We start from the raw sequence: 23,452 nt of genomic DNA, 5'->3' as shown, positions 1-23,452 counted from the left end.
CTCAGTCCTCCAGATCGGCGGCGAGGTCGTCGACAGTCCGTCGGACGTCGTCGACGATAGCAGTCTGTGTGTCGGCCAGTTCGGCGGTATCCTGAGCACCCTCCCGGACCGTCTCGGCCTGGTCGGCCGCCTCGTCGATCGTTGCGGCGACGGATTCGACGCGAGAGGCCTGTTCGTCGTTGGCCGATGCGATCTCGTCGGTGCTCGCCGCCGCGTCCTCGATTGCGCCGACGATCTCCGACAGCGAGTCCAGCGCCGCGTCGACCTGCTCGCTCGCCGTGACCGCCTGGTCGTAGGCCTGTTCGACCTCCGAGACGGCCGTGCGGCTGCTCTCCTGAATCTCCCGAACTTCCTCGCTGATCTCGTCGGTGTACTCCTGGGTCTCGTTCGCCAGCGATTTCACCTCGTCGGCGACGACGGCGAAGCCCTCGCCGCCCTGATCGGCGCGGGCGGCCTCGATGTTCGCGTTCAGCGCGAGCATGTTCGTCTGGTCGGCAATCTCGGCGATCACCTCGGTGATCTCGTCGATGTCGTCCATCCGGTCGGCGAGTTGGGTGATCGTCTCGGTGAGCTGCTCGCTGGCCGCGAGCACCCCGTCGGCGGCCTCGCCGGCCTCTTCGCCGGCCTGCTGGCCCGCACTCGCCAGTTCCCGGGCCTCCCCGACCGTCTCGGTGATCTGGTCGGTCGTCGCCGCAATCTCCTCCATGCTCGCACTGACGGACTCGATCTCCGAGAGCGCGTCCTGGAGGTTCGAGTCCTGCTCGACGGCGTCGCTCTCGATGCGCTCGGCGTTGGCCGCGACGCGCCCGGAGATATCGTCGAGTCGCTCGACGACATCCGCGAGCTGGTCGGCGACCCGTTCGTGGGTCGCCGTCAGTTCGCGCTCTTTCTCCCGCAGTTCGGTCACGTCCCGGATCGCGGTCACCGTCCCCGTGATCTCTCCGGCGGCGTCGTACATCGGTGTGCTGGAGATGACGACATCGTGGGTCACGTCGTCGTGATCGAGCAGTTCCGTCTCGATGCCGCGGATCGGCTCGCCGGCCTCTCTGGTCCGCTCGGCCATCGTCGTCTTCGTGCCGTGGGTCTCGTAGGTGCGGAAGATCTCCCACGGTTCGAGGTCGGGAACCGCCGCCGCGTCGAGCGACAACAGCTCCTGCATCGCGTCGTTGAACACCACGATACGGCTGGACTCGTCGGCGACGACGACCGGCAACGGGAGTTCGTACAGCGCCTGGATCCACTGTCGTTCGGCAGGATCGAACTCCCCATACACTCCCGGTTCGTCGAGCACGAACGCACCCTCTGACATACGACGGGCATTCGCTGCCAGTACGAAAGGCTTTGCCCCGGTGCTATCAGCGCTGATACCGGACGGAAAGACGAATCTTCATCTGTCGGAACCCCTAACAGAACGGTATGTCAGACATCGACCTGCGGAGCGTGATGGGCGAGTTCGCAACCGGCGTCACTGCGGTGACACTGAACGGCGACCAGCCACACGGGATCACGGTCAACGCCTTCAGTAGCGTCTCTCTGGACCCGCCGCTGGTGCTCGTCTGTCTCGATCACGGGACGGAAGCCCACGACCAACTGCAGAGCGGCGAGGCCGACGGCTACTGTGTCAACATCCTCGCCGCCGACCAGCAGATCCTCGGCGAACACTTCGCCGACATGGCCGAGGAGGATATCGACCCCTTCGAGGACCACCCGACCACGACCGCCGAGACCGGCGCGCCCGTCTTCTCGGAGTCGCTCGGGTACGTCGACTGCTCGATCCACGAGGCCGTCGAAGCCGGCGATCACACGATCTACATCGGCCACGTCGAGGCCGCCGAGCAACTCGAAGACGGCGACGCGCTGACCTTCTTCGAGGGCGAGTGGGGTACACTCGGCGGCGAGTGAGGACCGACGGCGAGGCTCCCGCGTCGAAACGGACGATTCGGGTGTAGGAGGGCAGGGCGACTCCTTATCCGCGACGTTTCGCGACGACGGCCGCGCCCGAGAGCGCGAGGAGGGCGACGAAGACGCCGAATCCGGGTCCGCTACCGTCGCTCGAATCCTCGTCGGTGCCGTCGTCCGACTCGCCGTTCTCACCGCCGTTCGAGCCTCCGTCGCTTTGTCCGTCTGCCTGGACGGCGACCTCACCGATCTGCATTCCGTTAGCCGCAACCTCGTAGGTGCCCGCGGACTCGAAACTGTGCTCGTACGCGAGCACCTCTGTCGAACCTGGCTCGACGGTCGCAGTCTCGGTTCCGATCTCCTCGCCGTCGCTGGTGAAGGTGACCGTGTACTCCGCCGCGGAACCGCCGCTGTTGCGGACGGTCGTGGTCAGGTTGACCGACTCGGAGACGGTGACGGTCGTCGCCGAGAGATCGGTCTCCGTGATCGTGAACTCGGGCGCTGCGGCGGCGACGAGTTCGACCCGTTCGTAGGTGCCGTTCGTGAGATACTCGTCTTCGATCACCGACTGTGCCGAGTCCGCGACCTCGGAGTTGTAATGCGGGGTCTCGCCTGTCGAGACGTAGACATCGTAGGTTCCGTTAGCGAGGCCGACCTCGTCGAGTCCGGTCGCGTACTCCGCACTCGTGTTGACGATGTCGGTCGTGTCGTTGTTGGTGAACCCGTCGTTCGGGGCTCCGAACTCGACCGGGTCGAAGGTGACAGTCCCGATACCGTCGTTGTTCGCATCACGGAGGGTCACATCGAAGCGCACGTGCTGACCCCCTCCCAGTTGACCGTACGTGACCGTCACCGTCTCGATACCGTACATCTCGACTTTGATCGGAACGGTGCCGTTGGCACCACCTGCAACCGGAAAGGCCGTGATGTTCTCCTGAGCGGTGTCGATGCTGTCGGAACGAAGTTCAGCGGGGGCGCTGGTGTCCCCGGCGATCCCGGCCGCTGCGGCGTAGCCGACCGCTACACAGCAAACCAGGGGGAGGGCGAGGACACCAGCGACGGGCCGGCTTGGATTTCTCATACAGGACGAATTTACGTGTATCGAGTAAAAATTTACTGTTGTGTTTCGTGATTATTGATGGGTTCGTCTGAGAGAAAGGACCGCAGTGTGGCAATCCGAACCGGCACTCCCGCCGTCGCTCCGGTGGTTGCCGGGGCGGGGCGGGACACCGTCCACCCTGGAGGGATCAGCGTTTTATTCCAGAGGGGCCTAACCCCGGTCGTGTCACAGGCGTCGTATCTCCGGTATTTCCCCTACAGCGAACCTTACGAACACCAGCGCGAGGCGATGGGTCGGATCTACGAGGCCTTAGAAGACGGCTCGGACATGCTGTTCGAGGGGGCCACCGGGACGGGAAAGACGCTGGCCTCGCTGGTGCCCGCCCTGGAGTACGCCCGGGAACACGACAAGACGGTCGTCATCACCACGAACGTCCACCAGCAGATGCGGCAGTTCCGGCGGGACGCCAGCGCCATCGCCGAGACGGAGGACATCCGGGCGGTCGTCTTCCGCGGGAAGGGATCGATGTGTCACATCGACGTGGACTACCAGGAGTGTCAGGCGCTTCGGGACACGACCCGCGACCTGGTCGAGGCCGAACAGGAGCAGGCCGAACTCGAACGGAAACAGGGGGAACTGCTGGCCGAGGGTCAGGCCGGCGACAGCGACGCCGCGGCCGCGCGGAGTTCGGTGATGGACGAACTCGAATCGGTCGAGGAGGAACTGGAGGAGTTTGCCGACCGCGCGACCTGCGACCACTACTACCGGAACCTGACCGCCGATACGACCGACTTCTTCGCCTGGCTGTACGAGGACGTTCGGACGCCCGACGAGATCTACGAGTACGCCCACGAGCGCGGCCTCTGCGGGTACGAACTGCTCAAGGAGGGCGTCGAAGGCGTCGATCTGGTGGTCTGTAACTACCACCACCTGCTGAGTCCGATGATCCGCGAGCAGTTCTTCCGGTGGCTGGGGCGGGACCCGGAGGACGTGATCGCGATCTTCGACGAGGCCCACAACGTTGAATCGGCGGCGCGGGACCACGCTCGGCGGACGCTGACCGAGAACACCGTCGAGAGCGCGCTGGACGAACTCTCCGGGGTCGAGGACCCGCGGGCGGACAACGCCGAGAACGTCCTGGAGACGTTTCTGGGCGCGCTCCGGGAGGCCTACGAGGAGGGCTTCGAGTTCGGCGAGCGCGCGACCGTCGGCGAGAACTGGTACGACCTGGCAATCGACAACGAGGACAGGCGTGACGACCTGACGCTCGCCTTCCTGCAGACGTACGTCGGCCCGGGCTACGAGAGCGAGATCGACGCCGCGGTCGAACTCGGCAACGAACTCGACAGCCGGTACGAGCGGGAGTACAAAAACGGCGAGCGAAGCGTCCGCAAGGAGTGTCAGACCCTCCAAGCCGCGGAGTTCGTCGCCCAGTGGCTCGAAGAGAGCGGCGCGATGGGGACCTACCCAGTCGTCAGCGTGCGCCGAGAGCAGGACGGGACCGACGGGGAGACGCTGGATACCGGGACCGATCCCGCCGACGGCGAGATATACGGCCGCGCGGAGTTGTACACCTGCATCCCGAACCAGGTGACCAGAGCCCTGTTCGACGACCTCCACGCGAGCGTGCTGATGAGCGCGACGTTGCGGCCGTTCGACGTGACCGAGGACGTGCTCGGTCTGGACGATGTCGAGACGATGGCCTACGGCGCGCAGTTCCCCGAGCAGCGCCGGCGCACGTACACCGTCGACGGGCCGGCGCTGTTCGCGAGCAAACGCGAGGAACCCGCAGTGCAGGAGTCGGTCACCGAGATCATCGAGGACACGGTGCGGATGACCCCCGGAAACACGCTCGTCTTTTTCCCGAGTTACGGCGAGGCCGAGCGATACAGCGAACGGGTGAGCGAGGGGACGACCTACCTCGACGAACCCGGCACGTCGGCCCACGACCTCCGCGAGCGGTTCACCGACGACGACGACGGCGTCCTCTACACCTCGATGTGGGGGACCCTCGGCGAGGGAGTGAGCTACGACGGCGACGACGCGCGGAGCGTGATCGTCGTCGGCGTCCCCTACCCGCATCTGGACGAGCGGATGCAGGCGGTCCAAGACGCCTACGAGGAGAGTTTCGGCGACGAGACCAGCGGAACCGGCCGCGGCGAGGACAGCGCCGGCTGGCGATACGCCGTCGAGATTCCGACGATCCGGAAGACCCGGCAGGCGCTGGGGCGGGTCGTCCGCTCGCCGGAGGATTTCGGTGCCCGGGTGCTCGTCGACTCCCGGTACACCGAGCGAGCGGAGATGGAGATGCCCAGTTACGCCGTCCGGGGGAGTTTCCCGCCGGAGGAACGCGCGGAGATGATCGACATGGACCCGGAGAAGTTGAAGTTCGGGCTGTTGAACTTCTACGCCGATATGGACGCCTACGACGGCGATCCGCCGACGCCGTAGTCAGTCGTCTGCCGGAGCCGATGTCGGACCGGCACCGGTCTGATCGGCCTCCGGCCCGAACTCGGCGGCGAGCAACTCCGGAACGTCCTCGGGTCTAACGTCGGAGTACCACTCGTTGCGGGGCTGGATCGTCAGCGCCGCGCCGTCGGCGCTACACAGTCCCAGACAGTCGGTCGTGCTCACCGACACGGCGGTCCAGAAGGCGTCACGGTCGCGGAGCCACTGTTTGATCGCCGTCGCGACGGCCTCGCCGTCCGCCCCGGCACAGCAGTCGTGTTCCTCGCGGTCGTTCGTACAGACGAAGACGTGGGCGTCGAGGCGGTCTCGGTGCTGGTCAGATCTGCGTTTCATGGGGCGTGAGGTCGAGATTGGTGGGTGCCGGGCCGAGCCAGCGGAACGCGGTCGCGAGTCCGAACCACAGGCCGGCCTGCCCGAAGACGACGAGTCCCCGGTAAGCGGCGACGAGATCCGTCGACAGTCCGCCGGCGGTGACGACCGTCGGCGTGAGAAGCGGGACGACCGCGACGGCGGCGACGATCGGTGCCAGCCCCGCGGCGACGCCGCGTCTCCGGTCACCGGCCCGCCGGTACAGGGCCGTCCCGAGGACGGCTAGCACCGCGCCAGCGAGCATCAGCCCCGCGTAGAGAACGAGGCGAGTCGACGCCGCCAGTTGGTGTTCCATCCCGGGCGCGACCGGCGGGAGAGCGAGCCACGGGCCGACGGAGACCGTCAGGAAGCCGGCGCCGGCGAGAACGTACGGACGGGTGGCCGACGATCCCGGAACTGCCGGTTCGAGGAAGTAGTAGGCGAGTCCGAGGGCCGCGCCGAGGAAGATCCCCCAGAGAACGCCGCTACCGACGCTGACGACCGCCGTCGTCGTCTCGGAGACGGCGTGGCTGTGTGCGCCCGCGTCGTGACCGTGTCCGCCGTGGTGTGCGATCTCCGCGAGCGACGCGGTCAGCGGATGGACGACCACGGCCGTGAACAGCCCGTAGACGACGCCGACGAGACCGCCGGCCGCCACCCCGCGTTTCAGCGTGGGCCACATCAGTGACAGGTGATCCCCGCGCCGTGTCTGAACGTGTGCATCGCGTCGTGGACCATCGGGTCCTGCAGGAACATGAGGACGAACCCGAGCGACGCCGCCAGTGCGAGACCGACGGCGATCTGTGTCGGCGTCAACTCCGTGCGGGCCTGTTCGATCCGGTCGTGAACTGTCTCAGTTTGCGACATCTGAAACCACAGTTGATAGAGTACAAGCTCAGTTGTAAAACTTACGGGACGACAAAACTCAGGTTTCGCTCGCGCCGCCGACGGCGGCGTCGATCCGGTCGGCAGACAGCGCGGCGAGCGGGACGCGTTCACCGCCGGTCGCTTCGACAATCGGGCCGACGAGGCCGGCCTCCCGCTCGTCGCCCGCATCGACGACGAGGACCCGTGCGTCGAGTGCGGCGAGTCGTCGCGCGGCCTGACGGGTCTCGGCGACGGGACTTCCGTCGGCGACGTTCGCCTTTCCGTCGGTGACGAGAACGACGACGCTGGTCGCCGGGTCCGCACGGTTCAGCACGGTCCCGGCGGTGCGGAGGCCGTCGGGAAGCGGCGTCCGGTCGCCCGTCGGAAGTTCCTTGAGATGGCGGGCCGCGCGGGTGACGCTGTCCGTCGGCGGGAGCAACACCTCGGCGCGCTCGCCCGCGAACGCGACGAATCCGACCTCGTCGCGGTTCCTGTAGGCGTCGTCCAGCAGGTCGAGTAGCGTGCCTTTCGCGGCGCGCATCGCGGGCCGCATCGACGCGCTCGCATCGACGACGAACAGGACGAGCGCGGCGCTGTCGCTCACGCGGACCGACTGGCGGAGGTCCCGCGACTGAACGCTGTCGCCGCCCCGAGCGGCCGCGGCCCGAACCGAGGCCGCGGCGTCGATGTCCGCGCCGTCGGTCGCGCTGGTCGTCCGGACGCGGCTCCCGGTGCCGTCGGTCGTGGGTGTCGTCCGCGTGGAACCGCCTGCCGACGAGCCGTCGGTCTGCCCGGCCGCGTCTGGAATCTCCATCTCGGGAGCCGTCGCGTCCCCGACGGCGGCTCTGGACTGCCCGGGCACCAGCGGCTGTCCCTCTGTTTCCTCGTCGGGCGCGTCCGAGGAATCACCACCATCCGACATCGAGGACTCTCCCTCCGGTTCCGGGGGATCGGCCGCGCCGGCAGTTCCCGAATCCTCTGCTGGCGGGTCCTCTGCCTGGTCGTCGTGCTGCTCCGTCTCCGGGGAGGGAGTGTCCCCATCCCCGGAGTCGTCGGAGTGGTCTGGCTGGTCGGCCGAGCCGTCGCTCCGCTCGGGATCAGCGTCGCCACCGTCGTCGGCTTCGTCGCCCCCGTCTCCGTCGGCCTCAGCCCCGTCGCGTTCGCCCTCCTCGCCCTCGTCGGGGTCGTCTCCGTCCGCATCGTCGGCATCCTGCTCTTCGGAGCCGTCCTCGTCCTGCTCGTCGCCGAACTGCTCGTCCAGCAGATCGTCGAGATCAGGGGGATCCTCGAACGGGCGGGATTTGAGCCGGTGCGCCAGGGCGAGTTCGGCCGCCCGCCGAACGTCGCTCTCGATGACCTTCGAGCGACCGTCCAGCGCGGCGAGAGTCCGGGCCGCGCGGGCGGTGGCGATGTCCCCGCGGTGGCCGTCGATGCCGGCATCGCGGCACAGTTCGGCGATATCAGTTTTGTACTCCCGTGGCAGTACAACGTCGTCGAGGGACTGTCGGGCGCTGGTAAATCGGTCTCTCGGGTCGTCCGCCGAGGACGAGTCGTCTGTCTCGCCGAGCGCGCGGTCGATAATCTCGACGCGGTCGTCGAGGTCGGGACAGCCGGTGACGGTCGTCTGGAGCGCGAACCGGTCGCGGAGCTGCGGGCGGAGTTCGCCCTCCTCGGGGTTCATCGTCCCGACGAGCGTGAACTCCGCCGGGTGGGAGACGCTCACCCCGTCGCGTTCGACCTGATTCTGACCGCTCGCGGCGGCATCGAGCAACACGTCGACGAGGTGGTCGTCGAGCAGGTTCACCTCGTCGACGTAGAGGATGCCCCGGTTGGCGCGGGCGAGCAGTCCGGGGTCGAACTCGTACTCCCCCGCCAGCGCGTCCGCGACCGACAGGGTGCCGACGACGCGCTCGCGGGTCGCGCCCAGCGGCAGCGTCACCAGCGGGACGGACCGGCGTTCGACCGGCGGATCGGTGCGCTCCCGGCAGTCCGCGCACTGCCGGGCCGGATCTGCCGGCGGACAGCCGTACGGGCAGTCCGCGACGACGCGCTGCTCGCCGAGCAGTTCCCCGAGCGCCCGCACCGCGGTCGATTTCGCCGTCCCCTTCTCTCCCTGGATCAACAGACCGTCCAACTCGTCGTTCGCGCCGACGGCCAGTAAAGCCTGTTTGAGTTCCTGTTGGCCGGTTATATCCGAAAATGAGGGCCTGGAAGTCCGCTCGTGCGAACTTTTTTTGTCCTGCCCGTATTCAATCATACTTGTATTAGACAAACAGAGGTTTAAAACGTTATGCCAACGATTGGACTCTACACGGCGACGGAGAACGAACTCGGGGCCGTCCAGCGGGCCGCCGCCGAGGTCGGTATCGATCTGATCGTCCGGTCGGAGAGCGACTTCGACGGTCAGGAAGACGTCGAGGCCTTTCTCGACGAGATCAGCGAGGCGACGGCGGCGGTGTTCTGGCTACACGGGGCGGAGGAGAGCATGCCGGGGTACGACCACGCCGTCGAACGTCTCGCGGAGGCGGGCGTGCCGCTGGTCGTGAAATCGACCGGCGACGGCTACGCCATCGAGGACACCTCGACGACGGCCGCGGACCGCGACCGCGTCTGCGAGTACCTGGAGAAAGGCGGGACGAGCAACGTCGCCAACTGTCTGCGGTTTCTCGCAGACGAGTACGGCGACGAGCGCTTCGAGTACGACGACGCGGTGACGCTGCCGACCGAGGGGGTGTACCATCCCGACCGTCCGGGCGTCTCCTACGAGGAACTGCGGTCGACGTTCGACCCCGACAAGCCGACTGTCGCCGTCTGGTTCTACGAGTCTCACTGGACCCACGAGAACACCAGATACGTCGACGCGCAGGTTCGAGCGCTGGAGGCCCGGGGCGCGAACGCCCTGCCGATCTTCTGCAACCCGGCGACGGAGACGGATGAACAGTGGGACGCCGAGCGCGTCACCGAGGAGTGGCTGCTCGACGACGGCGAACCGGTCGTCGACGGCGTGCTCTCCTCGTTTATGTTCTCGCTGTCGATGGACGAGCGGGGTCGCTCGGCCGACGACGAGGGCGACGACGCGGAGGCGGTCTTCCTGGATCGTCTCGGGGTGCCCGTCATTCAGACCGTCACGACGATGCGCTCGCGGTCGCGGTACGAGGCCAGCGACACGGGCGTGATGGGCTTCGAGCTCGCGCTGTCGGTCGCGCTGCCGGAGTTCGACGGCAACGTCATCACCCACCCGATCAGCGGGAAGGAACGGACCGACGACGAGGCGGGTATCGGGACCGCGCCGAAACAGCACTTCCCCATCGAGGACCGCGTCGAGCACGCCGCCGAACTCGCGGTCAACTGGGCGAACCTGCGCCACACCCCCAACGAGGAGAAACAGGTCGCCGTCGTCCTGCACAACTATCCCCCGAGCGACGACGGCATCGGGACCGCCTTCGGCCTCGACTCGCCGGAGTCGACGGTCAATCTGCTCGACGAACTCGACGCGCGTGGGTACGACCTGGGCGGGGGCCACGCCGCCGACGGACAGGCTCTGATCGACCGCCTGACCGCGCAACTCACCCTGGACGACCGCTGGGTCGCTCCGGAGGACGTGCGGGAGTCGAGCGTCGATACGGTCGCCCCCGAGCAGTATCAGGAGTACTTCGCGTCGACCGACGAGCGGTTCCAGGAGAACATCGTCGAGGAGTGGGGCGAGGCCCCCGACCGACCGTTCGCGATTCCGGGCGTCGAGTTCGGCAACGTGCTCGTGACTGTCCAGCCCCCCCGCGGGTTCGGGATGGATCCCTCGAAGGTGTATCACGATTCGGACCTCCAGCCGCCGCACGACTACGTGGCCTTCTACAAGTGGCTCCGGAACTCCTTCGACGCCGACGCGGTGGTCCACCTGGGGACCCACGGCAGTCTGGAGTGGTTGCCCGGCAAGACCGTCGGACTGAACGGCGAGAGCGCTCCTGATCAGTTGGTCGGTGCGCTGCCGAACATCTACCCCTATATCATCAACAACCCCGGCGAGGGGACACAGGCGAAGCGGCGCTCCTACGCCGCGGTCGTCGACTACCTGACGCCGGTGATGGGCAACGCGGGCACGTACGACGACCTGGCCGAACTGGAGTCGCTGGCCGACCAGTACCGCGAAGCGGGTATGGAGGACGCCCGGACCGACGACGGTGAACACCTGGAAGACCTGCTGCGGGCGAAGATCGACGACCTCGATCTGGCCGTCGAACTCGGGATCTCGGGGGCGATCGACGGGAAAGCGGACGTACGGGGCCCCGACGAGGCCGGGACGACGCTCGCCGAGGGGCGCGTCGACGGCGACGACCTCGCTATCGACGAACTGGTCGAGCGCGTCCACGAGTACCTGACCGACGTGAAGACGACACAGATCCGGCTGGGCCTGCACACGATGGGCGAACCGCCGGCGGGAGAGCGACTCGTCGAGTATCTCGTCGCGCTCACCCGCCTGGAGAACCCGGGCGGGCCGAGTCTCCGCGAGAGCGTCGCAGGCGTGCTCGGTGTCGACTACGAGCGTATGCTCGACGAACCGGGAAGCTACGACGAGCAACTCGGGATGACATACGCGGAGGCCGCCGACGAGGTCTACGAGACGAGTCTCGACCTCGTGGAGACGCTCGCGGACCACGAGTTCGACGTGCCGGCCTCGGAGGTCGATGCCGGCCCGGATCAAGAGGTGAACATGAACCTCCTGGTCGTCGATATCGAGCCGCTGGGTGAGGCACGCGTCGCGGGCGGCGCACACGACGACCTCCGTGAGGCGCTGTCGTTCATCTGCGAGGAGGTGGCACCCCGCGTCGAGGAAGCGAGCGCGGAGATTCCACAGACTGCGGACGCGCTGAACGGGGAGTACGTCCCCCCGGGCGGCAGCGGCGCGCCGACCCGCGGCGGCGTCGATCTGCTCCCGACGGGCCGGAACTTCTACACGCTCGATCCGCGGAAAGTGCCCGCGAACAGCGCCTGGGAGGTCGGCAGCGAAGTCGCCGCTGGCACCGTCGCCCGTCACCGCGACGACCACGGCGAGTACCCCGAGGAGATCGGCGTCGTCGCCTGGGGGACGCCGACGGTCCGGACCCGCGGCGAGACCATCGCGCAGGTGCTCGCGCTGATGGGCGTCGAACCGGAGTGGACCGACGCCGGACGGATCGACGGCGTACACCCGATCCCGCTCGACGAACTGGGCAGGCCGCGGATCGACGTGACCACCCGTGTCTCCGGGCTCTTCCGCGATGCCTTCCCGCAGGCGGCGGGGGTGATCCACGACGCGGTCGACGCCGTCGTCGACCTCGACGAACCGCACGAGATGAACTACGTCAAAAAGCACGTCGAGGAGGAGGCCGAGGAACTCGACGCGGCGGGCGTCGAGAAGCCGACCGAGACGGCGAAACAGCGCGTGTTCACCACTCGGCCCGGCGGCTACGGCGCGGGGACGAACAAGGCCGTCGACGAGGGGAACTGGGAGGACAGCGGCGACCTCTCGGATGTCTACGTCCAGTGGGGAGGCTACGCGCTCGGCAGCCGCGGCAACGTCTCGGAGGCCCACGACGCCTTCGAGCGCCGCCTCGGCAGCGTCGAGGCGACGGTGAAGATCGAAGACACCGCCGAGCAGGACGAGTTCGATAGCTCCGACTGGTACGCCTTCCACGGCGGGTTCATCACCGCGGTGACGGAACTGAGCGGGGAGGAGCCGGCCTCGTACGTGGGCGATTCGAGCGACCCCGACAACGTGGATGTCTACACCAACGAGGAGAAGGTCCGGAAGGCGATGCGAGCGCGCGTGCTCAACCCCGAGTGGCTCGACTCGATGGAGGAACACGGCTACAAGGGCGCGGGTGATCTCTCGACCACGGTCGACGTTGCGCTCGGGTGGGACGCCACGACCGGCGTCATCAGCGACCGACTCTGGGAGGATGTCGCCGAGAAGTACGCCTTCGACGAGGACCGCCAGGAGTGGCTGAGCGAGGTGAACCCCTGGGCGCTGGAGAGCATCACCGACACCCTGCTGGAAGCAATCGACCGGGGGCTGTGGGACGCCGACGACCAGACGGCGGATCGACTCCGCGACATCAACCTCCGGGCCGACGGCGACATCGAAGCGCGGGATACGGCGGCGAACCGAACGGAGGTGACGAGCGATGACGACTGAGGAGACGCGGACGGACGGCGGCGTCGACGCGGGCGAACCGACAGAAGAGTACGCCGACCTCGGCGCGACGACGGAGGACGCGATGGAGATTGCCGAGACGAGCATGGATCGCGTGCGCGAACTCGTCCCCGACGAGACGCTCGCCGACCGGATCCGGCAGAAGAGCGTCCACGCGACCGGCGACCCCGAGTTCCAGCATCTCGTCCGGTTCACCGGCGAGGAGGAGGACGAACCGATCCGCGCCGGCGCGCGGGCGGTGCTCGACGAACAGCCTATCGTGACAGACATCACGATGGTCGAGTCCGGGATCACCGGGCGCGGCCACGACTGTCCCGTCCGGAAAGCCATCGGCAACGGCGCGGAGTTGGCCGCCGAGACGGGGATAACCAGAACCGCCGCGTCGGTACTCGAACTCGACCGCGAGGGCGTCTACGACGGAGCGATTGCCGTCGTGGGTAATGCGCCGACGGCGGCGCTCGCGCTCGCGGACTGCATCGCGGACGGGACGCGACCGGCGGTCGTCGTCGCCACGCCGGTCGGCTTCGTCAAGGCCGCCGAGAGCAGGAAGCGACTCCGGGCGGTCGCAGCGGAACGCGGCGTCCCGGCGATCACGAACGTCGGTCGCCGCGGCGGGAGCGGCCTGGCTGCCGGACTGACGAACGAACTCGTCCACGTCGCCAGCGACGCGCGCGACGGCGCGGTGGATCTCGATGAGTGAGTACGACCTCGACAGCGGCCCCGACCCCGCCGACCGCGCGGCCGCCGCGCCGGAACAGCGCCACGAGAACGCCGTCCCGGCGGTCGGAATCGGTCCCGGAAATCTGGCGTATCTGACGCCGCGCGGGCGACGGGCGATAGCGGAGGCGGATGTCGTCGTCGGGTTCGAGAGCGTCGTCGAGTTCGTAGCCGACGTGATCGAGGGCGAGGCGCTGACCTGCGGCTACCGGGACGAAGCAGAGACGCTGTCGGCGTTCGGTGACCGGGTCGCCGCGGGCGAGGACGGAACCGCGGTGGCGATGGGCGACCCCAACCACTCGGGCTATCAGTTCGTCGGCAAGGTCGAGGCGGCGGTCGAGCGGCCCGTCGAGGTGATCCCGGGGATTTCGTCGCTGCAGATCGCGGCCAGTCGGGCGCGGACGCCGATGGAGGACAGCCGATTCGTCACGCTGCACAAAAGCGGGGACATCTCGGCGGATCTCGACCGGATCCGGGCGGTCGCCGGTGATCGACACCTCCTCGTCCTGCCGCGACCCTACGACTGGATGCCCGAGGACATCGCGGCGGATCTACTCGACAGCGGGGTCGCGGGCGGTCTCGACGCGCTCGTGCTCGAACACCTGACACACGACGAGGAGACGATCACGCGAACCGCGCTCGCGGATCTGGCAGAGCAGACGACAGAGACCGAGCAGGAGTCGCCGTTTTCGGATCTGTCGGTGTTCGTCCTGCGAGCGGACTGAACGCTCAGCCCCCGCGTTCGCGGTACCAGATCCGTTCGCCGACCGGCGACTGGTCGCCGTCGATGGGAAGTCGTTCCACGAACAGGTCCCGAACTGCGAACGTGACCGTGAGTTCGACCCGCTGGTCGCCGTCCTCGGGGCGGACAGTCACGACGCAGTGGCCGTCTTCCTCCCGAATCGAGTCGATCCGGCCGCTCGTCCACCGCTCGGGATCCTGCTGCGGTTCGCGGGCGTGGATGCGGTCGTGGTTCACAGTGGGTGCTCGGGTTCCAGAGACAAAAGCTCGGGACAGTTCCGGACGACACTGGTTACGCTTCGATGCCGTCGAGCACGGCCGAGAGTTCGCGTTCGACCGTCTCTCGGGCCGCCGCAACGTCGTCGAAGCGGTCCGTACCGACGTCGGTGCAGTCGCGTTTGCGGTCGAGTCTGACCGCGGTCTCCTCGATGACGTCGGGCCTGACGACCAGTTTCGCCGCCGTACAGACGCCGTCGTCGCCCGCGATGACGTACTCGACGATCCCACCCTCGTGGTCGGTCCGCTCCCACGCCCCTCGGGCGGGCGGCAGCGCCTCGACGAGTCGGTCGGGATCGGCCGCAGTGTCCGCCTGAAGTGTCGACATACCTCTACTACGGGAGCGAGCAGTTTACGGGTTGGGTCGGGCCGACCAAAAGCTATTTTTGGGATCACGGCCACAGCTAGACCAAGCCAACTTGGAGTAATTAAGATGAAATTGAACTATCGGGGGCAGGCGGTCGACCCATGACGACGGAATCGATCGTGCTCGTCGGGCGCGAGCGAGCCGATAGCGCGCGGCTATTCGAGACACACGCCGACCGGTTGCGCGAGCGGAGCGGGGTCGACGCCGTCGAGACGGCGACCTACGAGACCGAGCCGGTTCAGGAACTCCGGGGACAGCTCCGGGAGCTATCCGCTGACCGGGTGTACGCCGTCCCGATGCGGATCGCACACAGCCACGCCACGACCCGGGGCGTGCCCGCGGCGCTGTCGCACGTCTCCGGTGAGGTCGTCTACTGCGAGCCACCGGGCAGGAGCGCGGCCGTGACCGACGTGGTCGAACAGAAGGCCGGCGAGGTGGTCCCGGCCCGTTCGGACGCGACGCTGGTTCTCGTCGGATTCGGGAGCAACTCACAGCCCGAGCACCGGCGGACGACCGAACGCCACGCCGAGCGGCTCCGCGAGCGGACGGAATACGGGGAGATCGTGAGCTGTTATCTGCTGCAGAACCCGGCCGTCGAGTGCGTCCGGTACAACGTCAGCAATCCGAGCGCGGTCGCCGTGCCGCTGTTTCTGGGGGAGAGCGAGGCGACAGCCGAGCAGATTCCGACGGAACTCGAACTCGGCCGGGGCGGGCTGGAGTACACCGGCCCGCTCGCGGGTCATCCACGCATCACCGACGCGATTCATGCCGAGGTGGAAAAGCGGCGCACGCTCGGGAACGCGGGCGAGGAGTTCGAGGCGAAGCTAACCCGGACCCAGCAGCCAGTCGCCACGGACGGCGACGGCCACTCCCGGTCGTAAGATGCGGCTCGTACTCGTCGGGGGACACACCGAGACCGCTCGCATCGACGGGATCAGCGCCGCCGGAGCCACGCCCGAACTGATGAGACAGACGCCGGCCGCCGACCTCGAACTGCTCGAATACGGACAGCCGGTGGACCGCCCGGTGCCCGTGAGCCCGAGCGGCTGTCCGACACCGGCGGTGATGAGCCGGGCCGCTCGCGAACTGCTCGGAATCGACCTGCTCGGCGTCGACGCCGGACTGGCGGCGGAGACGGTGACACCGACGGTCGATTTCGGGGGGTCGGTCGGTGCCGACGTTCGCGAACCGGAGCCGCTCCCGGACGCCGAGGCGGTCGTCGCCGCCGGGAAGCGAGTGGGTCGTGCGCTCGGCGACGAGCGCGTACTGATCGGCGAGACGATTCCCGGCGGGACGACCACGGCGCTCGGCGTGCTCACCGCGCTCGGCGAACCCACGGGAGTCTCGTCGTCGTTGCCGGAGAATCCCCTCGGGCTGAAGAGACGCGTCGTGGCGGAGGGGATGGACGCGAGCGGTCTGGTGGACGGCGACGCCGCCGACGATCCGGTCCGGGCCGTCGAGACGATGGGTGATCCCGTGCTCGCGGCGGTGTTCGGACTGACCGTCGGTGCGCTGGAATCGGGGACCGACGTGACGCTGGCCGGCGGAACGCAACTGGCGACCGGGGCCGCGCTGGTCCGTCACGAGGGGGTCGACGCGCCGCTGTCGCTCGCGACGACGTCGTTCGTCGCAGAGGACGACAGCGCCGCAATCGAAGAGCTTGCCGACCGATTGGGTCTGGAGCTGACGGTCACCGATCCCGGCTTCGAGCACCGGGACCATCCGGCGCTGAACGGCTACGTCGCGGGCGAGGCCAAGGAAGGCGTCGGGATGGGAGGACTGCTCGCGCGCTGTCGGGAGCGCGACATCGAGATGGAACGGTTTCGTGACCGAGTCACCGCGGTGTACGACCGGGTAACCGAACAGCGACCACAGCCATGAGAGACGGCCATCCAGCACCCCGGAGGCACAGTCGATGAACGGGCTCGTACTCGGGGGAACGAGCTCGGGAGTCGGAAAGACAGTCGCGACGCTTGCGGTCAGCGTCGCCCTCGAAGACGCCGGGCTGACGGTCCAGCCGGCGAAAGCCGGCCCGGATTTCATCGATCCGAGCCACCACGAGCAACTCCTGGGCCGGCCCTCCCGAACGCTCGATTGCTGGCTCGAAGGCGAGGACGGGATCCGCCGCAACTACCACCGCGGCGACGGTGACATCTGCCTCGTCGAGGGCGTCATGGGGTTGTACGACGGCGACGCGTCGAGCACGGCCATGGTCGCGGAAGCGCTCGGCCTGCCAGTCGTCCTCGTCGTCGACGCCAGCGCCGGGATGGAGAGCGTCGCCGCGACGGCCCTCGGCTTCGAGCGGTACGCCGAAGCGGCCGGTCGGGAGGTCGACGTGGCCGGCGTCATCGCACAGCGGTGTCACGGCGGCCGCCACGAGAACGGGGTCCGGGAGGCACTGCCGGAGCGGCTGACCTACCTGGGTCGAATCCCGCCCAGCGAGGATCTGGAGATCCCGGACCGACATCTCGGCCTGGAGATGGGCGAGGAGACCGGGCTGACGGCCGAACAGTTGGAGGCGGCCAGCGAGCACATCCGAGTCGAGGCGATCCGGGAACTCGCCGAACCGGCGGCCGACGCTCCGAGTCCCGAGCGCCGACCGGAGACGGGTGCCCGGGTCGCGGTCGCCAGCGACCGGGCGTTCTGTTTCGCCTATCCGGCGACGCTGGAACGACTCCGGAGCCGAGCGGAGGTGGTGACCTTCGCGCCGACGGCCGACGACGAACTCCCGGCCTGCGACGGGGTGTATCTCCCCGGCGGCTATCCGGAACTGCACGGCGACTCCCTCGCGTCGAGCGACGCGTTAGACGAGTTGGGCGACCGGGCCGAAGAGGGCCTGCCGGTGCTCGGCGAATGCGGGGGGTTGATGGCGCTGTGTGAGAAACTGGAGACAACGGACGGAGAGAGCCACGAGATGAGCGGAGTGTTCCCGGCCGAGGTCCGAATGCACGACCGCTACCAGGCGCTCGATCACGTCGAACTCGCCGCAAAGCGGGAGACGCTGACCGCCCGGACCGGCGAACGGCGCCGCGGTCACGAGTTTCACTACTCCTCGCTGACGGTCGGGAGAGACGCCAGATTCGCCTTCGAGGTGGTTCGAGGGGACGGGATCACCGACGAGCGCGACGGACTGACCGAGTACGACACGCTCGGGACCTACGCCCACCTCCACCCCGAAAGCGGCGCCTTCGACTCCTTTCTCGAGGTGCTCTGAGATGTGCCGGGAGACGGCTCTCCGGGCGGCGGTGGCCGACTGCGCGGCCGTCTCCGTCGACCTGTTCGGCACGCTCGTCAGCGTCGAACGGCCCGACGACCCCGCCGCGGCGGTCGCGCGGGAACTCGACGCCCGGGGGGTGAGCGTGCCAGACGACTGGGCGACAGCCTACCGCGAGGCACATCTCGACGTGAAAGAGGGGGGCGAACTCCCGCTCGCAGACCACGTCGCAGCGGCGCTGGCGAGCCGAAACGAACCGCTCCGTCGGGAGGAGATACGGCCGACCGTCGCGGAGGCGGTTCGGGCCGCCTTCGCCGTCGAGGCCGAACCCCGACCGGGTGCCGAGCGCCTGCTCGAGTACCTGACTGACCGGCGACCGGTCGGTGTGCTCTCGAACTGTGCCGTCGCCGGACTGGCCGAACACGCCCTCGACAGCGCAGGAATCGACCGAGAGCGGTTCGAGGCCGTCGTGACGAGCGTCGACTGCGGCTGGCGGAAACCCGACAGCCACGCGTTTACCGCAGTCGCTGACGCCCTCGGCGTCGAGACCGGAGAGCTGTTGCATATCGGTGACGACCCGGAGACCGACGGGGGGATCAGCGAAGTCGGCGGGTCGAGTTGGATCGTCGGCGACGGACCGCTCGCGCGGGGTGAGAGATGGGGCTGACAGCGGCGGGGGCGGTCGGCCTCTCGCTGACCGGAGACCTGCTCTTCGAGGAGCCGCCCGAGCGAGTCCACCCCGTCGCGTGGTTCGGCCGGGTCGTCGCCGCCGTCGACCGGGAGTGGCGTCGCCCGAAGGTCATCGGGCTGGTCGTCGCCGTCGTGCTGCCGCTCGTCGCCGGCCTGCTCGCTGCGGCGACGACGGCGGCCGCGCTGGCGATCAGCACAGCGCTGGCCGGCGTGCTCGCGGGACTTGTCCTGTTCTCGACGGTGAGCCTGCGGATGCTCGTCTCGGTCGCACAGGAGGTGATCGACGGGACCGAATCCGACCCGGCGACGGCGCGCGAGTCCGTCAGTGCGCTGGTCGGACGGGACACCGCCGCCCTCTCACCGGGCGAACTCCGGAGCGGAGCAGTGGAGAGCGCGGCGGAGAACCTCGCAGACGGGGTGGTCGCGCCGCTTGCCGCCTTCGCGGTCGGCGTCCACCTCTCGCTGGCGGTCGGTGTCGGGGCGGCGGTCTGGGTGAAAGCGGTGAACACGCTGGATTCGATGCTCGGCTACCGCAGCAAACCCGTCGGGTGGGCGAGCGCCCGACTCGACGACGTCGCGATGTGGATACCGGCGCGAGTCAGCGCTGGCTGTATCGCGCTCGCGGCGGGCGACCCCGCCGCGATGGTCCGAGCCGGCCAGTGGGCGTCCGCACCTCCGTCGCCGAACTCCGGGTGGCCGATGGCGACGCTCGCGGCCGTGCTGGATGTCAAACTCGTCAAGACAGACGCGTACGTCCTCAACCCGGAGCGGGACCTGCCGAGCGCGGCCGAGGCCCGCCGGGGGACTCGAATCGTCGCAGTCGCCGGTGCGGTCGCCTTCCTGCTCGCGGGCGTCGCCGCCGGGGCGGCGGGGGTGATCGGATGAGCATCGCCGCGGTCCGCGGGGCGGTCGGGTTCCTCTCGCGGATCCCCGTCGGCGGGAGCGAGCGCGACTGGGACGCGTTTCGGCGGACGCCGACGGTGTTCCCGGTCGTCGGTCTGCTACTCGGGTGCCTCCTCGCACCCGTCTTCCTGCTGCCGGGACCTGACGTGACCGCCGCCGTGATCTTCGTCGCACTCGTCTACGGTCTGACGGGGATCACCCACCTGGACGGCGTTGCCGACCTCGGTGACGCCGCGGTCGTCCACGGCGACCCGCAGCGGCGGCGGGCGGTCATGACAGACACCGAAGTCGGGACCGGCGGCGTGCTCGGCGTCGCGCTGGTCGTCTTCGCGCTCGGGACCGCGGCGGTCGGCGTGGCTGGCCTGCCGAGACGGGCGCTGGCGCTCGTCGTCGTCGCGGAGGTCGGAGCGAAGGCGGCGATGGCCGGGGTCGTCTGCCTCGGGACTGCTGCACACGACGGCCTCGGGTCGTCGCTGACCGGCAACGCGACGGCCCGAGATGGGGTCGTCGTCGGACTGCTCGCGGCCCCAGCAGCCCTTCTGAGCTGGCCCCGACTGCTCCCGGGGGCGGCGGCGCTGCTCGGTGCGGGGGTGAGCGCCGCCGCCGTCTCTCGGTGGGCGAGAGGACGCCTCGGCGGCGTGAGCGGGGACGTACTCGGCGCGACCAACGAACTGGCGCGGGCGACGGCGCTGCACGCGGGGGTGATGGCGTGGACGCTCTCGTGATGTGCGGCGGCCGCGGCACCCGCCTCGGCGCCGACACCGAGAAGCCGCTGTACGAGGTCGGTGGCGTTCCGATGGTCGACCGCGTCTGCGGGGCGCTCGTCGACAGCCGAGTCGAGAACATCTACGCGGTTGTCTCCCCGCACACCCCGGAGACGCGCCGGTATCTCGACTCGAAGCGAGGGGAAGCGGTGACGATCATCGACGCGCCGGGCGAGGGCTACGTCGCAGACCTGGGGTACGCTCTCGGCCGGATCGAACCGCCGGTCGTGACAGTCGCCGCCGACCTCCCGCTGCTCGACGGTGAAGTGATAGATCGACTGCTGAATCGACACGAAAGCGGGTCGCTGTCCGTCTACGTTCCAGATACCCTCAAAGGAACGCTCGGGGTGAGCAGCGACACGACGATGGAACGGGACGGGCAGACAATCGCTTCGGCAGGTGTGAACGTCGTCGGTGAGACAGAGCGAGAGGGGGTCACAGTCAGCCACGACGTACGCGTGGCGGTGAACGTCAACTACCCCGAGGACGCCGCGGTCGCCGAGTCCCTCGCCGGCGACCGACCGCCGGGAACCGCCCGGTCGACCGGCGGCGTCGAAACCGCAGGGCGGGTCGGTCGGACGCCCCACGGGAGCAGCGACAGAGCCGACGTGCTCGATTTCAGCGCGAACACGAATCCGCGGGTGCCGCCGGGGACCGAGGAGGTCTACGGGAAGGCGTTCAGCGAGACACAGCGCTATCCGCCGGAGCCGCCGGAAGAGTACCGCGAGGCGGCGGCGGCGTACGTCGGCTGTGATCCCGAGTCCGTCGTTCCGACGCCCGGTGGGCTCGCGGCCATCCGTCGGAGCATCGAACTCGCGGTCTCCCCGGGCGACTCCGTGCTCGTCCCGGCTCCGAGCTTCGGGGAGTACGCCCGCGAGGTCCGTCTCCAGGGCGCAGACCCCGTCTTCGTCGACGCCGAGGAGATTCCCGCTGCCGACCCATCGGGACACGCCACGGCGGTCGTCTGCAACCCGAACAACCCGACCGGGAGGCTGTACGACAGGGCCGACCTGGAGCGGTTCGCCGCCGCGTGTCGGGAGGCGGGAACGACGCTACTGGTCGACGAGGCGTTTCTCGGGTTCACCGAACAGCCGTCGATGGCCGGAACGGAGGGGGTCGTCGTCGCGCGGGCGCTGACGAAACTGTACGGGATGCCCGGGATTCGTGCCGGATTCGCCGTCGCGACCGGACGGTTCGGGCAGGCGCTGTCGGCCGCCCGGCGGACGTGGAATCTCTCCGCCCCGGCACTCGCCGTCGGGACGCACTGTCTCCGGGCGGAGGCGTTCGTTGCAGAGACAAGAGAGCGTGTCGAGAGCGAGCGCCAGCGACTCCGAGCGGAACTGTCCGAGACGTTCGATGTCGCGCCCTCTGCGGCTCCGTTTTTGCTGCTCGACGTGAAGGGGCGGTCGGTGGATGCAGTGCTCGAAGCCGCCCGCGAGCAGGGCGTGATTCTCAGAGACGCGCGGACGTTCCGCGGGTTGGACAATCACGTCCGGGTCGCCGTCCGACTGCCGGCGGAGAACGACCGACTGCTGGAGGTGGTGGACGGTGTATGAACCGGCTGTGACCGAGGGCGTGTTCCGACTTCGGCGTCCCGGCGCGCGGTGGCTCTCGACCGGCTACAGCGGTGGGTTCGAGCGCGCACCGGCGGCGTACAACATCACCGTGCCGGAGGGCTGGGAGCGCGAGGATATCGACCGGTACAGCCGCGAAAAACGCGAGGCGGCGGGATTCCGGGAGTCCGGGCCGACGCTGCTGACCGGCGTCGACGTGAACCACGCCCGCGGCGCACGACTCGGCCCCGTGGTGGCCTACGCCACTGTCGGCCTCTCGAACCCGGCGACGCTTCCGGCCGATCCGAAAGAGACTCACGAGGGAAATATCTCGGAAGCGGGCCCAGGGTCGGTCGGAACGGTGAATCTAATCGTCGCAACGGATCGGTCGCTGACAGACGGTGCGCAGGCGAATCTCGTCAGCGTCGTCGCCGAAGCGAAGACCGCGACGCTGCTCGACGTTGCCGGCGTGACCGGGACGACGACGGACGCAATCGTCGTCGGGAGCGCGGTCGACGGTGAGGAGGCCGAGTTCAGCGGGAGCGCGACCGAGGTCGGCGCCGCGGCCCGAGCCTGCGTCCGCGAGGCGATCCGAGCGGGTTTCGAGGCGCGGTACGCCGAGGACGAGCCACCGGAAACCGTCGAGGCAGCGAGGTACGGCGTCGTAACTGACCAGCGCGCGGACGTTTTCGATCCACGAGAGCACTCATGACAGACGAACACGACAGCGAACCGGCGGACGAATCGACGGACGACCAGCGGCCGACGCCCGAGCCGATCGAACCCGCTGCGCCGGCGGAGTTCGGACTCACACAGGTCTGGTGGGGCGACGGGAAGGGGAAGACGACCGCCGCGATGGGGATGGGCTTCCGGGCGGCCGGCCACGGCTACCGCGTACACATGCTCCAGTTCATGAAAGGCGGCGCCGGCAGCGTCGAGTCGATCCGCGGGGAGTACAACGCGATCACCGCGATGCCGGGCTTTAGCTACGAGAACGCGGGTCACTACGGCTGGCACGGCTTCCGGGACGGCTCCGACGACGACGACCACGCCGCACAGGCCCGGGGTGCCCTCGAACGGACTCGCGAGCTACTGGACGGCTGCCGAGATGCCGACCTCGACTCGCCGTTCGCGCTCGACGGACCACCGCAAGAGGGCGTCCACATGCTCGTCCTCGACGAGATTCTCTACGCCGCGAACCGGGGGCTCGTCGACCCCGGGAACGTCGTCGACCTGGTCGAGTCGAAACCCGACGGGCTGGAACTCGTGTTGACCGGCGGACACGACCGCCCCGAGTACGTCACCGAACTGGCCGATCTCGTCACGAACGTCGCCAAGGAGAGCCACCCCTTCGACGCGGGCCACAGCGCACGGAAGGGAACTGAGTACTGAGC

21 protein-coding genes and 2 pseudogenes are annotated in these 23,452 nt (G+C 68.6%); 15 read left to right on the top strand and 8 right to left on the bottom strand.

All coding sequences use genetic code 11. The features are described from left to right. Position 1: 1 nt before the first annotated feature. On the bottom strand, positions 2-1,309 hold the full coding sequence (locus GRX03_RS00215; RefSeq protein WP_159762201.1) for a methyl-accepting chemotaxis protein: 1,308 nt from the start codon (positions 1,307-1,309) through the stop codon (positions 2-4). A 107-nt stretch (positions 1,310-1,416) separates the two neighbouring features. Between GRX03_RS00215 and GRX03_RS00210 the strand changes: the two genes are divergently transcribed. Next, positions 1,417-1,902, top strand: coding sequence for a flavin reductase family protein (locus tag GRX03_RS00210; protein ID WP_159762200.1), 486 nt, complete (start codon positions 1,417-1,419; stop codon positions 1,900-1,902). 64 nt (positions 1,903-1,966) lie between these two features. Here the strand turns inward: GRX03_RS00210 and GRX03_RS00205 are convergent, their stop codons facing one another. Beyond that, positions 1,967-2,980, bottom strand: a complete 1,014-nt coding sequence (locus GRX03_RS00205; protein WP_159762199.1) for a PGF-CTERM sorting domain-containing protein — start codon at positions 2,978-2,980, stop codon at positions 1,967-1,969. Positions 2,981-3,181: 201 nt separating this feature from the next. Here GRX03_RS00205 and GRX03_RS00200 point away from each other — a divergent pair, with 201 nt between their 5' ends. Further along, the gene (locus GRX03_RS00200; RefSeq protein WP_368277878.1) at positions 3,182-5,410 is read left to right on the top strand and encodes an ATP-dependent DNA helicase; all 2,229 of its coding nucleotides are present in this window, start codon (positions 3,182-3,184) and stop codon (positions 5,408-5,410) included. Here the strand turns inward: GRX03_RS00200 and GRX03_RS00195 are convergent, their stop codons facing one another. Genes GRX03_RS00195 through GRX03_RS00180 form a run of 4 tightly spaced genes read right to left on the bottom strand, consistent with a single transcriptional unit; the run spans position 5,411 to position 8,900 of the window. Next, positions 5,411-5,761: a (2Fe-2S) ferredoxin domain-containing protein gene (locus GRX03_RS00195; RefSeq protein ID WP_159762197.1), complete on the bottom strand. Its 351-nt coding sequence runs from the start codon at positions 5,759-5,761 to the stop codon at positions 5,411-5,413. Further along, positions 5,745-6,458, bottom strand: coding sequence for a CbtA family protein (locus tag GRX03_RS00190; RefSeq protein WP_159762196.1), 714 nt, complete (start codon positions 6,456-6,458; stop codon positions 5,745-5,747). Before GRX03_RS00190 ends, GRX03_RS00195 begins: the two co-directional genes overlap by 17 nt. Further along, positions 6,458-6,643 (bottom strand): CbtB domain-containing protein, encoded by a 186-nt coding sequence (locus GRX03_RS00185; protein WP_159762195.1) that lies wholly within the window; start codon positions 6,641-6,643, stop codon positions 6,458-6,460. Before GRX03_RS00185 ends, GRX03_RS00190 begins: the two co-directional genes overlap by 1 nt. Before the next feature lie 58 nt (positions 6,644-6,701). Next, positions 6,702-8,900, bottom strand: a complete 2,199-nt coding sequence (locus tag GRX03_RS00180; protein ID WP_159762194.1) for a VWA domain-containing protein — start codon at positions 8,898-8,900, stop codon at positions 6,702-6,704. A 33-nt stretch (positions 8,901-8,933) separates the two neighbouring features. Here GRX03_RS00180 and cobN point away from each other — a divergent pair, with 33 nt between their 5' ends. From cobN to GRX03_RS00165, 3 genes are read left to right on the top strand one after another with little or no spacing between them, the layout of a single operon-like run. Then, positions 8,934-12,815: a cobaltochelatase subunit CobN gene (gene cobN, locus GRX03_RS00175; RefSeq protein WP_159762193.1), complete on the top strand. Its 3,882-nt coding sequence runs from the start codon at positions 8,934-8,936 to the stop codon at positions 12,813-12,815. Continuing rightward, a complete protein-coding gene (locus GRX03_RS00170; protein ID WP_159762192.1) occupies positions 12,805-13,533 on the top strand; it encodes a precorrin-8X methylmutase in 729 nt (242 codons plus the stop codon). The genes cobN and GRX03_RS00170 overlap by 11 nt, the downstream gene beginning before the upstream one ends. Then, the gene (locus GRX03_RS00165) at positions 13,526-14,275 is read left to right on the top strand and encodes a cobalt-precorrin-7 (C(5))-methyltransferase (RefSeq protein WP_159762191.1); all 750 of its coding nucleotides are present in this window, start codon (positions 13,526-13,528) and stop codon (positions 14,273-14,275) included. The genes GRX03_RS00170 and GRX03_RS00165 overlap by 8 nt, the downstream gene beginning before the upstream one ends. A 4-nt stretch (positions 14,276-14,279) precedes the next feature. Here GRX03_RS00165 and GRX03_RS00160 read toward each other — a convergent pair whose 3' ends face one another. Further along, complete coding sequence (locus GRX03_RS00160; RefSeq protein ID WP_233739750.1) at positions 14,280-14,528, bottom strand: DUF7861 family protein; 249 nt, start codon at positions 14,526-14,528, stop codon at positions 14,280-14,282. A 55-nt stretch (positions 14,529-14,583) separates the two neighbouring features. Then, entirely contained in the window at positions 14,584-14,895 is a 312-nt protein-coding gene (locus GRX03_RS00155; RefSeq protein WP_159762190.1) for a hypothetical protein, read from the bottom strand. Positions 14,896-15,035: 140 nt separating this feature from the next. On the opposite strand from GRX03_RS00155, the gene GRX03_RS00150 reads away from it, so the two are divergent. The 10 genes and pseudogenes from GRX03_RS00150 to GRX03_RS00110 all read left to right on the top strand — a co-directional run bounded on the left by GRX03_RS00150 (position 15,036) and on the right by GRX03_RS00110 (position 23,450). After that, the gene (locus tag GRX03_RS00150; protein ID WP_159762189.1) at positions 15,036-15,815 is read left to right on the top strand and encodes a CbiX/SirB N-terminal domain-containing protein; all 780 of its coding nucleotides are present in this window, start codon (positions 15,036-15,038) and stop codon (positions 15,813-15,815) included. 1 nt (position 15,816) lies between these two features. Next, positions 15,817-16,815, top strand: a complete 999-nt coding sequence (locus GRX03_RS00145) for a nicotinate-nucleotide--dimethylbenzimidazole phosphoribosyltransferase (protein ID WP_159762188.1) — start codon at positions 15,817-15,819, stop codon at positions 16,813-16,815. A gap of 34 nt (positions 16,816-16,849) precedes the next feature. Beyond that, positions 16,850-18,148, top strand: a complete 1,299-nt coding sequence (locus tag GRX03_RS00140; protein WP_159762187.1) for a cobyrinic acid a,c-diamide synthase — start codon at positions 16,850-16,852, stop codon at positions 18,146-18,148. 1 nt (position 18,149) lies between these two features. Next, the gene (locus GRX03_RS00135) at positions 18,150-18,815 is read left to right on the top strand and encodes an HAD family hydrolase (RefSeq protein WP_159762186.1); all 666 of its coding nucleotides are present in this window, start codon (positions 18,150-18,152) and stop codon (positions 18,813-18,815) included. Further along, entirely contained in the window at positions 18,806-19,723 is a 918-nt protein-coding gene (gene cbiB, locus GRX03_RS00130; protein ID WP_159762185.1) for an adenosylcobinamide-phosphate synthase CbiB, read from the top strand. Before GRX03_RS00135 ends, cbiB begins: the two co-directional genes overlap by 10 nt. Next, positions 19,720-20,466 carry an adenosylcobinamide-GDP ribazoletransferase gene (cobS, locus tag GRX03_RS00125; RefSeq protein WP_159762184.1) on the top strand — a complete coding sequence of 249 codons (747 nt, stop codon included), beginning with the start codon at positions 19,720-19,722 and terminating at the stop codon, positions 20,464-20,466. The genes cbiB and cobS overlap by 4 nt, the downstream gene beginning before the upstream one ends. Next, a pseudogene (locus GRX03_RS16975) lies at positions 20,466-20,774 on the top strand (NTP transferase domain-containing protein); the annotation flags it as partial. The gene cobS and the pseudogene GRX03_RS16975, both read left to right, overlap by 1 nt. Positions 20,775-21,059: 285 nt before the next feature. Next, positions 21,060-22,061, top strand: a pseudogene (cobD, locus tag GRX03_RS16435) (threonine-phosphate decarboxylase CobD); the annotation flags it as partial. Beyond that, positions 22,054-22,770, top strand: coding sequence for an adenosylcobinamide amidohydrolase (locus GRX03_RS00115; RefSeq protein ID WP_368277877.1), 717 nt, complete (start codon positions 22,054-22,056; stop codon positions 22,768-22,770). The pseudogene cobD and the gene GRX03_RS00115, both read left to right, overlap by 8 nt. Beyond that, complete coding sequence (locus GRX03_RS00110; RefSeq protein WP_159762182.1) at positions 22,767-23,450, top strand: cob(I)yrinic acid a,c-diamide adenosyltransferase; 684 nt, start codon at positions 22,767-22,769, stop codon at positions 23,448-23,450. The genes GRX03_RS00115 and GRX03_RS00110 overlap by 4 nt, the downstream gene beginning before the upstream one ends. Positions 23,451-23,452: the final 2 nt, after the last annotated feature.

The organism is Halovenus carboxidivorans (assembly GCF_009831575.1).
Taxonomy (GTDB): Archaea; Halobacteriota; Halobacteria; order Halobacteriales; family Haloarculaceae; genus Halovenus; species Halovenus carboxidivorans.
Note: the sequence above shows the minus strand (reverse complement) of the source record. Positions and strands in the feature narration are given on the sequence as shown.